Below are 14,265 nucleotides of genomic sequence, written 5' to 3'. Positions count from 1 at the left end.
TTACAGAGAGAGCATGAAGGTTTACCGCCCGATGAGCATAAAAAGCCCTGTCTGCTACTAGCTTAGGCAAGGAATTCCGAGCCTGCACAGTAAAATTGGCTGATGGCCACGCGGCGCCTGGGGTATAATTGCTGCAAATTCATCACCCCAGACGCTGCTTTGCTGACCAATCCATCGCAACTCATCCTAAGAAACGCCGGGCTCATCGAAAATCAACGCCTGCTTCTGCTCAATGTTGAAGCCGACACCCTGTGCCACGACCTGCTGCCGAGCTGCAAATCGGTCACGGCGCTGGCGCTTGATTTCAATCATTACCAGCAGCAGCGCCGTCATGAAGATGCCAGGCTGCAACTGAGTTTTGGTCATGCGCTGCCGGGGGATGACAAGTTTGATGTGGTAGTGGTGTTTTTCCCCAAGGCGAAAGCTTTGGCACCTTATTTGTTTGCGCTCGCAGCCTGGCATCTCGCGCCTCAAGGCCAGCTTTTGGTGTGCGGCGAAAACAAAGGTGGGATTAAATCGGTCGATAAGCTGCTTGGAACTGATTTCTCCAAACCGGTGAAACTCGACAACGCCCGCCACTGCCTGCTGTACAGTGCTGAACTTATCGGCGCCGCAACCAAACCCCGGATTGAGGACTTTGTCAGCCGCTACACCCTGGCGCTGCCCACGGGTGAGGTGACTATTTGCAACATGGTCGGGGTATTTTCCGATAAGAAGCTTGATGAAGGTACGGCACTGCTGCTCGACAATCTGCCAAGCCTCAGCGGCCGCGTGCTCGATTTTGGCTGCGGTGCCGGTGTCATTGCGATTGCACTGAAAAAGGCCAATCCAGCGCTTGAGCTGGAATGTGTCGACATCAACGCCATGGCGCTGCTGTCGTGCCAGTTATCGCTTAAGGCCAATGGGATGGACGCCAAGGTGTTTGCCTCCGATGGTCTGGCGCAGGTTGAAGGCAGTTTCGATGCCATTATTTCCAACCCGCCGTTTCACGATGGCCTGTCGAGCACCACCGACATCGCCACCCGCTTTGTGGCCGACAGCAAGACGCGCCTCAAATCCGGTGGCCAATGGCATATAGTCGCCAATCGCCATCTGCCCTATTCCGACACAGTGGCGGCGGTTTTTGGCAAAGTGAACATCAGCGCCGAAAACAACAAATACAAGGTATATTCAAACCAAAACAGGTAACAAAACCAACAAAATCACTACAAACCACATTTTCCGCTACAGGGTGATTTCTGGCCAGTTTTAATAAAAATAACTAAACTGAAAACCAGTGCACAAATTCGCCATCACACCCTTTTTTGCGCAAAGTTTATCTTGTTATACTCCAAGGGATAACCTTGGCCTAACTCCTTAGCAATACAAAGGTTTTAGGCCTTAAAAGGGCAAACCGAAGAAAAATAACTACAGATAAACAGGTAATGACTATGTTGGCTCCTGAACTGCTCGAGCTGAGCTCAGACGGCACCAAAGCCGAATTGCGGCTCATCCCCGCAAACCACGGCCCCGTGACCGAAAACGATTTACGGCATCTCCTGGCCCTGCCGGGCTTCGCCAATATGTGTCCCCTCGATCCTGTCATTCAAAAAGCCGTTATCACCATCAACAAACTTTGTGGTCAGGACGACGGCAAGTTCGAGCAGTTTTTTGCGATTGCCGAAAAACGCGATGGCAAGGTAGAAATCATCATCAGCCCCGACCGGATGCAGGCTGAGATGGAAATCACCGCCGCCTTTGGCGGCAAAGAAATGTCCCTGCCCGATGTACTGATAGCGCTCAAAGCCAGCGGCGTGTCTATGGGGCTGAGCAAGGCGCGTATCGAGCAACTGCTTAAGCAAATCCCGCTGATGAGCCCTGGCAGCAGCAGTAAACAGCCCATCGCCTTTGGCAAACCCGCCGTCAATGGCAACAATGCGGTGCTGGAGCGTAAAGTCGCCCTCGCCCGTGAACGCCTGCTGCAACCCCAGGAGCGGGAAGACGGCACAGTCGATATGCGAAACCTGGGCTCGGTCATCACGGTCAAACCCAACGATACCCTGATGATAAAAATTCCCGCCACTGAAGGCAGCGCAGGTTATACCGTCAAAGGCGAAGTGCTGCAGCCCAAGCCGGGTAAAGATGTGGCACTGGTTGCCGGCGAAGGCACCGCCATTTCCCCCAAAGATCCCAATAAACTCATCGCCACCGTGGCCGGTCAGCCGGTTGAGACCCGCACCGGCATGCAGGTCGATGATGTGCTGCAAATCAAAGAAGTGGACGTGAAATACGGCCATGTGAATTTCAAAGGCTCGGTGCTTATCACAGGCGATGTGCACGAAGGCATGCAGGTACGCTCCAGCGGCGATGTCACGGTAATGGGCTTTGTCGACTCAGCCCAGATTGAGGCCGACGGCGATATCATCGTCAGCAAAGGGGTCATTGGCCGCCAGCTTGGTGAAGGCAAATACTCCACTAGCCTCAAGGCCAAAGGGCAGATAGCAGCCCAGTTTGTGCAGTATTCCAACCTCGATGCCGATGGCGATATTCAGGTTACCAAGCAGTTGCTCCACAGTCATACCAGCACCCGAGGCAAGTTGATTGTCAGCGATAACAATGGCCGCCGCGGCGATTTGGTGGGGGGCCAGGCCCACGCCGCCAAGGGCGTGCGCGCTGTGGTGATTGGCGCGACAGCCGGCACCAAGACCGAAGTGTTTTGCGCGATGGAACTGAACGATCTGAAAGCCGATCTGAAGGCACTCGATGAAAGCGTTAAAGGCATGGTAGTCGCCTGCCTTGATATCGATGCCCGCATCCGCAAACTGCCGCCCAAAAGCGAGTGGCAGGACGACCCTGTGATGCTCGAACAGGTGCGAATGATGATGGATGAAAAGCAGCGCATGAGCACCGAGCGTACCCGCGAGGAGCTGCAGCACGACACGGTCAAACAGGAAGTGGACGCTTACTACGACAACTACCGCATCGAAGTGCTCAAACACATCTTTGTGAACGTAGAGCTGCACATAGGCCCGGCGTTCCAGCGCACCCAGCGGGAGCATGGCACCTGCACCGTCAGTAATCAGGGGCAGGAAATCAGTTTCGATTACAACGCCAAGCCCTAATCGGTCACGCGCCAATCACCAAAACACGCCATTCGCCAAGGCCCGCCAATCGCGGGCCTTTTTGTCACAGCAATTTCACCCGCAGGGTGCTGAAACTCTTTCTGTTTCTCGCTATTATGCTCGGGCGCTGGCGCATACACGCCGACATTCCACACGATTCAGAGGTGCAATTTGGAACTGCTCAGGGTTCAGTGTCTTGGTAAAACGCTAAGGCTCGAAGGCTCACTTGCCGGATGGCAACAACTCTTCTGGGACAACCAGCTGGTATCACAAAAAGCGGCCGGGGTTGAAAACGAAGGCCTGAAAGTGCACGAATTTTATCTGCAGGCCCACACTGACACCGATGCCGCGCCGCAAAAAATCGCGGTCCGACTTGAAACTGACGTGATTTGGCAGCCCTTTAAACTCGACTACCGCCTGCTGGTTGAAGATAAAGTCGAAGCCGAAGGCCGCCGCACCGAAAAAGACATGGAGCGCCAGGAGCCGGAGCTGCCAAGACAAAACACCCAGCGCCTGAGCCTGGTGGGGCTGGCGTCTTTAGGCTTTAAACTGCTTAAAAGCGCCAAAATCATCAAGGCCGTGCTGGCCGGTGCGAGTCTGGCGGCTTACAGCTGGCTGTTTTCGTTCCAATTTGCGCTCGCGCTTATCGCCTGCCTGGTGGTGCACGAATACGGCCACGTGCGGGCGATGAAGTATTTCGGCATGAAGACCAAGGGCTTTTACCTCATTCCCTTTATGGGCGGCCTGGCGCTGTCGGAAGACAAAATCAACACCCGCTGGCAGGATGTGGTGATTTCCATCATGGGGCCGACATTTGGCCTGTTTATGTCGCTCGCCTGTCTGGTCGGTTGGTGGGTAACCCAAAACCCCATCTTTGCCGGACTTGCGGCCTTTAACTCGCTGCTGAACCTGTTCAATCTGCTGCCGATTTTACCGCTCGACGGCGGCCATGTGATTAAAAGCATCAGCTTCTCGATGAACAGCAAAACCGGGCTCTTTATCTGTATCCTCGGCGCGGGCTTCGGTATCTGGCTCAGCTACAGCCTCGGGCTGGCACTGCTGGGCTTTTTGCTGCTCATTGGCAGCGCCGAAATTCTGTTTGAGTGGCGCAGTCGCCATCACAGCCACCTTATTCCCCTTGACCGTTACGGGCAGATTTTCTCCGGGATCTGGTACCTGCTGACCCTGGGCGCCTTTATCGCCATCATCTGGTATTTCGCCGGCATGGGTGACGATTTGCTTGGCTTACCGCTGCAAATCCTTAAAAGCTAAGCCAGCAGTAAATAATCAGGGCGCCGATGGCGCCCTGTTTTTTATCGACTTTTTACCTGTGCGTTTTGCGTCAGACAGCCTGTTTCGCCGGGCTTGAGCCCCGCGCCTTGAGCGCCACCTCAAGCCTGCCAAGGGTTGGCAACTCCTTCCCCTTGCGGATGGCATCGAGCACGGCGCACACGCTGGCGCCGACCGCATCGGCGTCAATCGCGATGGAAGACAGCGCCGGCGTCATCAGGCTTGAGTCTTCCAGATCGTCAAAGCCGACAATCGCCATATCCCGCCCAGGCACCAGCCCATGCTGACGCAGCTGCTCGATGGCGCCATACGCCACGATATCGGTAAAGCACACCAGCGCCTCGGGCACATGGTTTGGATGTAATAACGCCGCATCATTTAACAGCGCCGCCATGGCAAGCCGTCCGCCGTGGCGGTTAGTCTCAGCGGTCTCCCAAATTCCGGCGGCTTCGAGGGATGCTTCAGCAAGCGCCATATGAAAGCCCTTAAGGCGTTCACCGTAGTCAGAGATGCTCTGGTTACCGCCGAAAAATCCGATCCGCCGATAACCCTGGGCTATCAGGTGCCGGGTAGCGGCCAGGGTGCCACCCTGGTTATCGGGCAGCACAGTTGGCACAATCGCGCCCGCCACTTCCCGCATGATATGGATAACCGGCACACTGCCAGCAAGCTCGTTAACCCAGTTAGCGTCCGTTCCTGGCGCGGGGCAAATCACAAAGGCGGCGACATTGTATTCTTTAAGGCTCTGCACCAGCTCGGTTTGGGTGTTCTTGTCTTCGCCTGAATTAACCAGCATCGAAAACAGCCCCATGCGGCGGATATTGGCCTCAAGCCCCACCGCCAACTGCGCCGAATAGGGGTTGGTCAGATCGTTGATGACAATCGCCACCAGATTGGAGCGCTTGCCCCGAAGCGATGCTGCCTCGCGGTTATACACGTAGCCAAGCTCGGCCATGGCCGCCTGCACCTTGTCACGGGTGGCGGGGTTAACCTTGTCGCTGCCCTGTAGTACCAGAGACACTGTCGATTTCGACACCCCGGCCGCATTGGCCACATCGATGACAGTCACGTTCTTTTTCGCAGCTTTAGCGCGCATTTCCGCATCCCGGTTCTGGTCTGAAGAGTCACCAGAGAGTTAAAAAGGATTGAATTATAACCAGCCAAAACTTATATTAACACAAATTGGAACGTTCCAAAACAACATATTATTACTAACCCATTGCCATAAAAAGAAAACATCAGGGAGCCCTGCGGATGGGAATGTTAACAAAATGGTCGCTGCTGGCCGGAGTCATGCTAACAAGCAGTCCACTTTATGCTGAAGATTTGACCCAGTGGGTCGACCCTTTTATTGGCACAGGTGGCGATGGCCATACCTTTCCCGGCGCCGTGGTGCCCTTTGGTATGGTGCAGCTAAGCCCGGATACCGATAACCCGATGCGCGGCGTCTCGCCTCAAAGCGAAATCTACAAGCGCTGCGCCGGTTACCATTATGACGACAGCACCATAGTCGGCTTCTCCCATACCCATTTCAGCGGCACCGGCCACTCGGATCTGGGCGATCTGCTCATCATGCCAATGACCGGCACGCCCAAAACTGAGCCTGGCACGGCCGCCGACCCTGACAGCGGCTACCGCTCCCGTTTCAGCCACGACGACGAAGAAGCCTCCCCCGGCTACTACAGAGTAAAACTCACCGATTATCAAATCGATGCTGAGCTTACCACCACAGCCCGCACCGGCATGCACAGGTACAGCTTTCCCGAAACCGATCAGGGCCATGTGCTGATTGATTTGACCCACGGCATCTACAACTTCGCCAATAAAGTTATCTGGAGCGATGTGCGGGTAGTCGATAACAGCACCCTTATCGCCTCACGCCGCTCAAACGGCTGGGCGCATGAACGCCCCATGTATTTCGCCATTAAATTCTCCCGCCCCTTCGACGATATTGAGCTGATAAACGAAGACAACGCCCGCTACCGCTGCATGGGTTGTCTCGATAACAAAAATGGCAAGCACTCCACCATAGTCAACAGCCGCATTCCTTTCACCGCAGGCAAGGCAGTTAAGGTGCTGGCCCGCTTCGATAATCCCCATCAGGCGCCGCTTTTGATCAAGGTAGGCGTATCGGCCGTTGATAAAAGTAATGCGCTGGAAAACTTAAACAGTGAACTGCCCCATTGGGACTTTGATAAGGTGCGCAGTGATGCCAAAGCCGCCTGGCAAACCGAGCTTGAACGCATGGAGGCCAAGGGCGACAAGTCGCAAAAACGCCAGTTCTACACCGCGCTTTATCATGCGCTGCAGGCGCCAAGCCTGTATCAGGACGTTAATGGCGAGTACCTGGGCGTTGATGGTGAAATCCATAAGGCCGACTTTACCCACTACACCCTGTTCTCGCTCTGGGACACCTACCGCGCACTGCATCCGCTGCTGACACTGGTATCCCCCGAGCGCGTACCCGACATGATTAACTCCATGCTGGCCCATTACGACCAAAGCTATGACCGCATACTGCCGATCTGGTCGTTCCACGGCCACGAGACCTGGACCATGATTGGCTACCATGCGGTGTCGGTGATAAGCGACGCCTGGCAAAAAGGCATTCGCGGCTTCGATGGCAAGCGGGCGCTGGATGCCATGACGGCCACCGCCAACCACCCCAATTACGATGCCATTCCTGAGTACCTGAAATACGGCTACGTGCCCATGGATGTGCTGCCGGAGTCTGTGTCTATCACCTTGGAATACGCTTACGATGACTTTGCCATCGCCCGCATGGCCGAAAGCATGGGCGAGGCAGATATTGCCAAAGCCTTCGATAAGCGAGCGCAAAACTGGCGCAATGTGTTTGATCCAGAAACCAAATTTGCCCGTGGCCGCGACAGCAAAGGCAACTGGGATAAAGACTTTGATGTGGAAGAAGCCAAGTACATGGGCCCCTTCACCGAGGGCAACAGCTTCCAGTACAGCTTCTACGTCCCCCACGATGTGGCAGGCCTTATCGACATCAAGGGTGGCGATGCTGCCTTTATCGAGCGTTTGGATGAGCTTTTCACCCGCCCGCTCCATGCCGACAAAATCAAGGAGCATGAAGACATTGCCGGCCTGATTGGCCAGTACGCCCACGGCAATGAACCGAGTCACCATATTGCTTACCTTTACAACCACGCAGGCGCCCCCTGGATGACCCAGGCACGTATTCGTCAGATCATGGATACCCTCTCCAACGACACCCCATCGGGCCTCGCCGGCAACGACGATGTGGGTCAGATGTCGGCCTGGTATCTGTTCTCCGCCATGGGTTTTTACCCGGTGACTCCGGGCGATATGACCTATGTGATAGGTGCGCCGCAACTGCCGGAAGTGACACTCAAGCTCAGTAACGGCAAGCGTTTTAAGGTTATCGCCAAGGGGCTTTCAAAGGACAACTTCTACGTTGCCGGCGTGAGCCTCAACGGCAAGCCGCTAAGCCAAAGCTACCTGCACCATAACGACATCATGGCCGGTGGCGAGCTGGTGTTTGAGATGGCAGCAACACCCAACAAAGCCTGGGGCAAGGCGATTGATGCGCGCCCCAAGGCCATGAGCCCTTACAAAAACTAAAAACGTCCACCGTCAAAAGCGGAAAAGGACAGACAAGGACAGACAATGCACACACCTCGTACCCTTATCGGCATTGCCGTTATCGCAGCACTGAGCGGATTGTCGCTCAGTGGCTGTGGCAGCAGCGACGCAGACACAAATCGCAGCCAGGCTGACAACAGCGTCGCCAACAAAGCGGCAAAAAGCCCGAGCTGGATTAGCCAGCCGGTGGATTTTGTTAATCCGCTGATTGGCAGCCAGGGCGTATTCAACCATCGCCAGGCGGCCAACGTGGCCGTGGGCGCCTCACTGCCCTTTGGTATGTTCAATTTTGGCCCGGAGCACGCCTACACTGAGACGCTGCTTAACGAAAGCGAAGGCTTAAAAAAGCGCGTACTGGAAGAGAAAGTGCGCATTCCCGTCTCCCCCGGCGGTTACAACTACGACGCCACCCGGGTTAAGGGATTCAGCTTCACCCGCCTGTCCGGCACCGGCTGCCTTGGAGCCTCGGGCGAAGTGCCTGTGCTGCCATTCCTTGAGCCCATCAAGCACTCACCCGATACAGATTTGATGGACGCTTACTACAGCGTGGGTTACAGCCACGCCAATGAAAGCGTGCGCCCCGGCAGCTACCGCCTTACCTTGGATAACGGCGTTGGTGTGAATTTAACCGCCACTGAGCGCAGCGGCATCGCCGAGTTTGATTTCCCTAAAGATGCCGATGCCAAGCTTCTGTTCCGCACCGCTTACAATCAGCTTGGCAGCGAACAAGCCAGCACCCGCTTTAATCCCGAAACCGGCGAAATCACAGGCTCAGTCACCAGCGGCAACTTCTGCGGCTATTTAGGCGAAGCCAACCGCTACAGCTATTACACCCTGCACTTTGTGGCCAAACTGGACGTGCCCGTGACCTCCAGCGGCGGCTGGCAGGATGATAAAATGCTGCCGGGTGCCAGCTACAGCGAAGGCGGCACCGGCTACGGCCCCAAGGGCGTGCCCGAGCTTGGCAAGGGCTCTGGTCTGTGGCTTGAACTCGATACTGCTGCGCAGCAAAAAGTCACCATGCGGGTGGGGATCTCTTACGTGAGCGAGGCCAACGCCCGCCAAAACCTGATTGCCGAGCAGGCCCACAAAGACTTCAGTGCAGTAGAAACTGCAGCCAATGCCCGCTGGAACGAGACCCTTGCCAAGGTCAAGGTTGCCGCCAACCCGGAGGCCGACAAGGACAGGCTCACCACCTTTTACACCGCGCTTTACCATGCGCTGCACCACCCCAATCTTTTCAGTGACGTTAATGGCGAGTACACCGGCTTCGATGGCAAGGTGCATAAGCTGAGCGCGGGTCAGGCCGCGCAGTACGCCAACTATTCCCTCTGGGATGTGTACCGCTCGCAGCTGCAGCTGATAAGCCTGATGGAGCCCAAAGTGGCCTCCGACATGGCCCAGTCGATGCTCAATCAGGCCAATCAATACGGCGGCGTGTGGGACAGATGGACCCACAACTCGGGCGCGACCTCGGTGATGTCAGGCGACCCGTCCACCATCGCCATCGCCAACTTTGTCGCCTTCGGCGCCGATGATTTTGCGGTGAAAGAGGCCTACGAGTCGCTGTACAAGGCCGCCACCGAGCCGACGCAGTTTGACCTTGGCAACATTGGCTGCCCGGTGTTCTGCCGTGGTCAGCGGCCGTCGCTGGATCAGTGGTTGTCAATCAATTACATCTCAGACCAATCCAACAGCTGGGAAGGCGCCAGTGAAACTCTGGAGCAGGTGAGCGCCGACTTCGCCCTGTCGCAGCTGGCATCACGCCTTGGCCAGCAAGGCCAGAGTGACGAGCTGCTTAAGCGCGCCGGTTACTGGAAAAACCTCTACAACCCCAAGGCTACCGCCGAGCTTGGCTACATTCAGGGCCGCAACAAAGACGGCAGCTGGAAGACCGATTTCGACCCGGCGAGTCCGCATCTGTTTGTTGAGGGAAGCCCAGCCCAATACCTGTGGATGCTGCCCTTTGATGGCGCAGGTATGTCGGCGCTGCTTGGCGGCGACGCCGCCATGGAAGCAAGGCTCGATGGCCACTTTATCAAGCCAGACGGCAGCTATGTGCTGTTCCGCGACGATGCCTTTTTTGCCGACGTGAGTAACCAGCCATCCATCAACAGCCCCTGGATGTACCTGCACACAGGTGCCGCCCACAAAACCCAAAAAGTAGTGCGCGAGACCCTGAACACCCTGTGGCTGCCAACGCCCAAGGGCATTCCAGGGCAGGATGATTTGGGACAGATGTCGTCCTGGTATGTGTTCTCGGCGCTCGGGCTTTACCCCATGCTGCCGGGCCGCGCCGAACTGGTGCTGGCCGCACCTGTGTTTGAAGCCGCCGAAATAGGCAAGCTCAGCATCCGCGCCCCGGGTGCCAGCAACGACAACCTCTATATCGATGGGATAGTGCTTAATGGCAAACCGAGCCTGAAAAGCTTTATTCCAGCTGATTATGTAGAGCAAAGCACCAGTCTCGAATTCAAACTGAGCGATAAGCCCAACCCGGCCTTTGGTCAGGCAATGGCCGACCGCCCACCTTCATTTTCGCTGACAGGGAACTAAGCCATGGCCATAGTCACTTCTACCCAGACCGCCGCGGGCGAGCCAGTCGCGGCCCAGAGCAATCAGCAGCTGCTGTTTGGTGCCATGACCAGTTTGTTTTTCATCTGGGGCTTTATCACGGCGCTGAACGATATCCTGATCCCGCACCTGAAAGGCATATTCGAGCTCAGTTACACCCAGGCAATGCTGGTGCAGTTCTGCTTTTTTGGCGCTTACTTTTTGGTATCGCCGCTGGCAGGCTCGCTGATATCCCGCATCGGCTACCTTCGCGGCATTATCGTGGGTCTTTGCACCATGGCCACGGGCTGCCTGCTGTTTTACCCGGCATCGAGCCTTGAAGAGTACGAGCTGTTTTTGCTGGCGCTGTTTGTGCTGGCCTCGGGCATCACCATTTTGCAGGTTTCCGCCAATCCGTTTGTGGCCCGCCTCGGCCCAGAGCGCACCGCTGCCAGCCGCCTGAATCTGGCCCAGGCGCTGAACTCCCTCGGGCATACGCTTGGGCCCCTGTTTGGCGGGCTGCTTATTTTCGGCGCTGCCGCCGGTACCCACGAAGCGGTGCAGCTGCCGTATCTGCTGCTCGCTGCCGTGATTGGGCTGATTGCGCTGGGTTTTGTGCTCATTGGCGGCAAGGTAAAGCAAACCGCCATGGGCGTGGACAGGCAGCATTCAGGCTCGCTGTTGTCCCATAAGCGCCTGCTTTTGGGCGCGCTGGCAATTTTCCTTTATGTGGGCGCAGAGGTGTCTATCGGCAGCTTTTTGGTGAACTACTTTGCCGAGCCAAGCATTGGTGGAATGGATGAAAAGAGCGCCGCAAAACTGGTGGCCTGGTATTGGGGCGGCGCTATGCTTGGCCGCTTTGCCGGCGCAGCCCTCACCCGCCGTTTTAATCCGGCTACTGTGCTCGCGGCCAATGCGGTGTTTGCCAATCTGCTGCTGATGCTCACTATCATTTCCAGCGGCGAGCTCGCGATTGTGGCCGTATTGGCGATAGGCTTTTTCAACTCCATCATGTTCCCGACTATTTTTACCCTGGCGATTGAAGGCCTTGGTGAGCTCACCAGCCGCGGCTCCGGCCTGCTGTGCCAGGCCATAGTCGGCGGCGCGATATTGCCGATAATTCAAGGCGTAACCGCCGACAGCATCGGCATCCAGCTCAGCTTTGTCGTGCCAACCTTCTGTTATCTTTATATTTGTTGGTATGCCTTTTACGCCCGTAAACAGGCAACCGGAGAGAATGCGTAATGAGTAACCGGGTGCTGTGCTTCGGTGAAGCCCTGATTGATTTTTTAAGTACCGGCAATGCGGAGGATGACGGCCTGAAGCTGCCATCCTTCAGGCAGTATCCGGGCGGCGCCCCCGCCAATGCGGCGGTGGCAGTCGCCAAGCTTGGCGGTGACGCCCGCTTTGCCGGACTGGTTGGAAACGACAAATTCGGCGATTTTCTCGCGGAGGCGCTTGTGCGTTACGGCGTAGACATCAGCCTGCTTGGTCGCCACGAAACCGCCCCCACCTCGCTTGCCTTTGTGCATCTGGATGACACAGGCGATCGCAGCTTCAGCTTTTACCGCGATGGCGGCGCCGACACCCTGTTTGATGCCGCCGCTGTGGATAACAGCTGGTTTGAAAACACCGCCATTTTGCATCTGTGCAGCAACACCCTGACCACGCCCCAAAGCGCCGAGGCCACGCTCGAAATCGCCGACCGGGCACTCGAGGCAAACGTCACTGTGTGTGTGGATGTCAATCTGCGCCACAACCTCTGGCCACAGGGCAAGGCCTGCAAAGAGACTGTGATGTGTCTGGTAAGTAAGGCGCAGGTGCTCAAGTTTGCCAAAGAAGAACTTGAGTATCTGGCAGGTGCAGGCACGGCGCAGTTTATCGACATGCTACTGAATCTTGGCTGCCAGCTGGTGATGGTCACCGACGGCGGCAATCCGGTAACAGCCTATACCGGCAGGCGCAGTCTTACGCTGCAGCCACCCAGAGTCAAAGTGGTCGATACCACTGCCGGCGGCGATGGCTTTATTGGCGGCCTGCTGTACCGGATAGCCAAAAGTGGGCTTGAATCCTTACTCGCCGACGAAGCCTTGCTTAAACAGGCACTTATTTTCGCCATTGCCTGCGGCGCCCTCGCGGTGAGTCGCCCCGGCGCCTTCCCGGCTCTGCCGGTGCTTGCCGAGGCCGAAGACTTCAGCGCGCAGCTTGGCGTGCAGTTTGCCGCCAAGGCGTTTAATGACATTGCGTTTTAAAAAGCTTTCTATTTTCGCCTGAACCCAGGAACACTTATGAATTTTTACAGCCGTGATTTTTTACTGTCCCACTCCCAGAGTATTCTGGATTTTTACGACCCACGGGTAATTGATGCCAGCGGCGGCTATTTCCATAACTATTATGACGACGGCAGCCTGTTTGAGCCCGGCTTTCGTCAGCTGGTAAGCAGCTGTCGCATCATTGTCAACTACGCCCGCGCCGCCGAGGTGCTGAATAAACCTGATTACTTAAACCAGGCCCGCCACGGCCTTAACTACCTGCTGAACGTGCATCTGCAGGCGGGTGAGCGCTTTGCCTGGACACTGAAAAACCATCAGAGCGACGACATGACCCAGCAGGCCTATGGCTACGCCTTTGTGCTGCTGGCTTTTGCTGCCTGTCGCAGAGCCGGGATCCTGAAAGACAACAACAAGCTGCTGTGGATTTACAATCTGCTCGAGCAGCGCTTCTGGCAGCCGGAATATGGCCTTTACGCCGATGAAATCAGTGCCGATGGCGTGCTGTCTGACTATCGCGGCCAGAACGCCAATATGCACCTGTGTGAAGCCATGATTGCGGCCTTTGAAGCCAGTGGCGAAGGCCGCTTCCTCGACCGCGCCATGGAAATTGCCGACAAGATTGCCAACCGCCAGGCGGCGCTGACCGGCGGCATCATCTGGGAACACTTCACCCCCGACTTTGCCATTGACTGGGACTACAACAAGGACGATCCCAAGAACCTCTACCGCCCCTGGGGCTTCCAGGGCGGCCACCAGACCGAGTGGGCCAAGCTGCTGCTGTCGCTTGCCCGCCACAGCCATCAGTCATGGCTGATAAGCCGCGCCAAGACCCTGTTCGACACCGCCTTTGACAAGAGCTGGGATAAAGAGCACGGCGGCATGGTGTATGGCTTCGGCCCGGATGGCAAATGGTGCGACGATGACAAGTACTTCTGGGTGCAGGCAGAGAGCTTTGCCGCAGCCGCCATGCTGTATCAGCAAACCGGCGAGCAAAAGTACCTCGATGCCTACAACGCCCTGTGGGCCTACTCGTGGCAGCATTTTGTCGACCATGAATACGGCGCCTGGTTTAGGGTGCTTTATCGCGATAACCGCAAATACTCCAACGAAAAAAGCGCCGCCGGTGCCAAGTGTGACTACCACACCCTCGGAGCCTGCTTCGACAGCCTGCGGGATTTGGCTTAAGCCCGTTTTATAAAGAGCGCAACAACAGCGCCCACACCGAGCCCAAGTTGAAGCGGTGCACCTCCCGCTTCACTTTTCGCCGCCCCTTTCATCATCTGAGGGGCGGTTTTTTTATGCGGTTATTCGGTAAGGCAAAGTAAATAGCGGGCCGAATTCGAAACGCAGCAACAAAACCAAGAGGCGGTGTGTTGTTAGGGTTTCCAAACCCCAAAAACAAATAAGCCAGCGCTAGG

The 14,265-nt window shown here is 56.3% G+C and carries 9 protein-coding genes; 8 read left to right on the top strand and 1 reads right to left on the bottom strand.

The annotated features are described in order from the left end of the window. Positions 1-159 precede the first annotated feature (159 nt). The 3 genes from KJI95_RS06790 to KJI95_RS06780 all read left to right on the top strand — a co-directional run bounded on the left by KJI95_RS06790 (position 160) and on the right by KJI95_RS06780 (position 4,373). On the top strand, positions 160-1,188 hold the full coding sequence (locus KJI95_RS06790; protein WP_214506429.1) for a methyltransferase: 1,029 nt from the start codon (positions 160-162) through the stop codon (positions 1,186-1,188). 242 nt (positions 1,189-1,430) lie between these two features. After that, positions 1,431-3,101 (top strand): flagellar assembly protein A, encoded by a 1,671-nt coding sequence (locus KJI95_RS06785; protein WP_214506428.1) that lies wholly within the window; start codon positions 1,431-1,433, stop codon positions 3,099-3,101. 171 nt (positions 3,102-3,272) lie between these two features. Then, positions 3,273-4,373, top strand: coding sequence for a site-2 protease family protein (locus tag KJI95_RS06780; RefSeq protein WP_214506427.1), 1,101 nt, complete (start codon positions 3,273-3,275; stop codon positions 4,371-4,373). 70 nt (positions 4,374-4,443) lie between these two features. Here KJI95_RS06780 and KJI95_RS06775 read toward each other — a convergent pair whose 3' ends face one another. After that, positions 4,444-5,487: a LacI family DNA-binding transcriptional regulator gene (locus KJI95_RS06775; protein WP_214506426.1), complete on the bottom strand. Its 1,044-nt coding sequence runs from the start codon at positions 5,485-5,487 to the stop codon at positions 4,444-4,446. A gap of 158 nt (positions 5,488-5,645) precedes the next feature. Between KJI95_RS06775 and KJI95_RS06770 the strand changes: the two genes are divergently transcribed. Genes KJI95_RS06770 through KJI95_RS06750 form a run of 5 tightly spaced genes read left to right on the top strand, consistent with a single transcriptional unit; the run spans position 5,646 to position 14,032 of the window. Beyond that, positions 5,646-8,000 (top strand): GH92 family glycosyl hydrolase, encoded by a 2,355-nt coding sequence (locus tag KJI95_RS06770; protein ID WP_214506425.1) that lies wholly within the window; start codon positions 5,646-5,648, stop codon positions 7,998-8,000. A 45-nt stretch (positions 8,001-8,045) separates the two neighbouring features. Beyond that, positions 8,046-10,577, top strand: coding sequence for a GH92 family glycosyl hydrolase (locus KJI95_RS06765; protein ID WP_214506424.1), 2,532 nt, complete (start codon positions 8,046-8,048; stop codon positions 10,575-10,577). A 3-nt stretch (positions 10,578-10,580) separates the two neighbouring features. After that, the gene (locus tag KJI95_RS06760; protein ID WP_214506423.1) at positions 10,581-11,819 is read left to right on the top strand and encodes a sugar MFS transporter; all 1,239 of its coding nucleotides are present in this window, start codon (positions 10,581-10,583) and stop codon (positions 11,817-11,819) included. After that, positions 11,819-12,826 (top strand): carbohydrate kinase family protein, encoded by a 1,008-nt coding sequence (locus tag KJI95_RS06755; RefSeq protein WP_214506422.1) that lies wholly within the window; start codon positions 11,819-11,821, stop codon positions 12,824-12,826. The genes KJI95_RS06760 and KJI95_RS06755 overlap by 1 nt, the downstream gene beginning before the upstream one ends. A gap of 36 nt (positions 12,827-12,862) precedes the next feature. Further along, complete coding sequence (locus tag KJI95_RS06750) at positions 12,863-14,032, top strand: AGE family epimerase/isomerase (RefSeq protein ID WP_214506421.1); 1,170 nt, start codon at positions 12,863-12,865, stop codon at positions 14,030-14,032. Positions 14,033-14,265 lie beyond the last annotated feature (233 nt).

This window comes from Shewanella jiangmenensis (assembly GCF_018596335.1).
Lineage (GTDB): Bacteria > Pseudomonadota > Gammaproteobacteria > Enterobacterales > Shewanellaceae > Shewanella > Shewanella jiangmenensis.
This window is presented reverse-complemented; position numbering and strand designations above follow the sequence as displayed.

Excerpts from the sequence above, each read along its gene's own strand:
- KJI95_RS06760 (WP_214506423.1), top strand. The coding sequence starts at position 10,581 with ATGGCCATAGTCACTTCTACCCAGACCGCCGCGGGCGAGCCAGTCGCG.
- KJI95_RS06785 (WP_214506428.1), top strand. The coding sequence starts at position 1,431 with ATGTTGGCTCCTGAACTGCTCGAGCTGAGCTCAGACGGCACCAAAGCC.
- KJI95_RS06770 (WP_214506425.1), top strand. The coding sequence starts at position 5,646 with ATGGGAATGTTAACAAAATGGTCGCTGCTGGCCGGAGTCATGCTAACA.
- KJI95_RS06750 (WP_214506421.1), top strand. The coding sequence starts at position 12,863 with ATGAATTTTTACAGCCGTGATTTTTTACTGTCCCACTCCCAGAGTATT.
- KJI95_RS06775 (WP_214506426.1), bottom strand. The coding sequence starts at position 5,487 with ATGCGCGCTAAAGCTGCGAAAAAGAACGTGACTGTCATCGATGTGGCC.
- KJI95_RS06765 (WP_214506424.1), top strand. The coding sequence starts at position 8,046 with ATGCACACACCTCGTACCCTTATCGGCATTGCCGTTATCGCAGCACTG.
- KJI95_RS06755 (WP_214506422.1), top strand. The coding sequence starts at position 11,819 with ATGAGTAACCGGGTGCTGTGCTTCGGTGAAGCCCTGATTGATTTTTTA.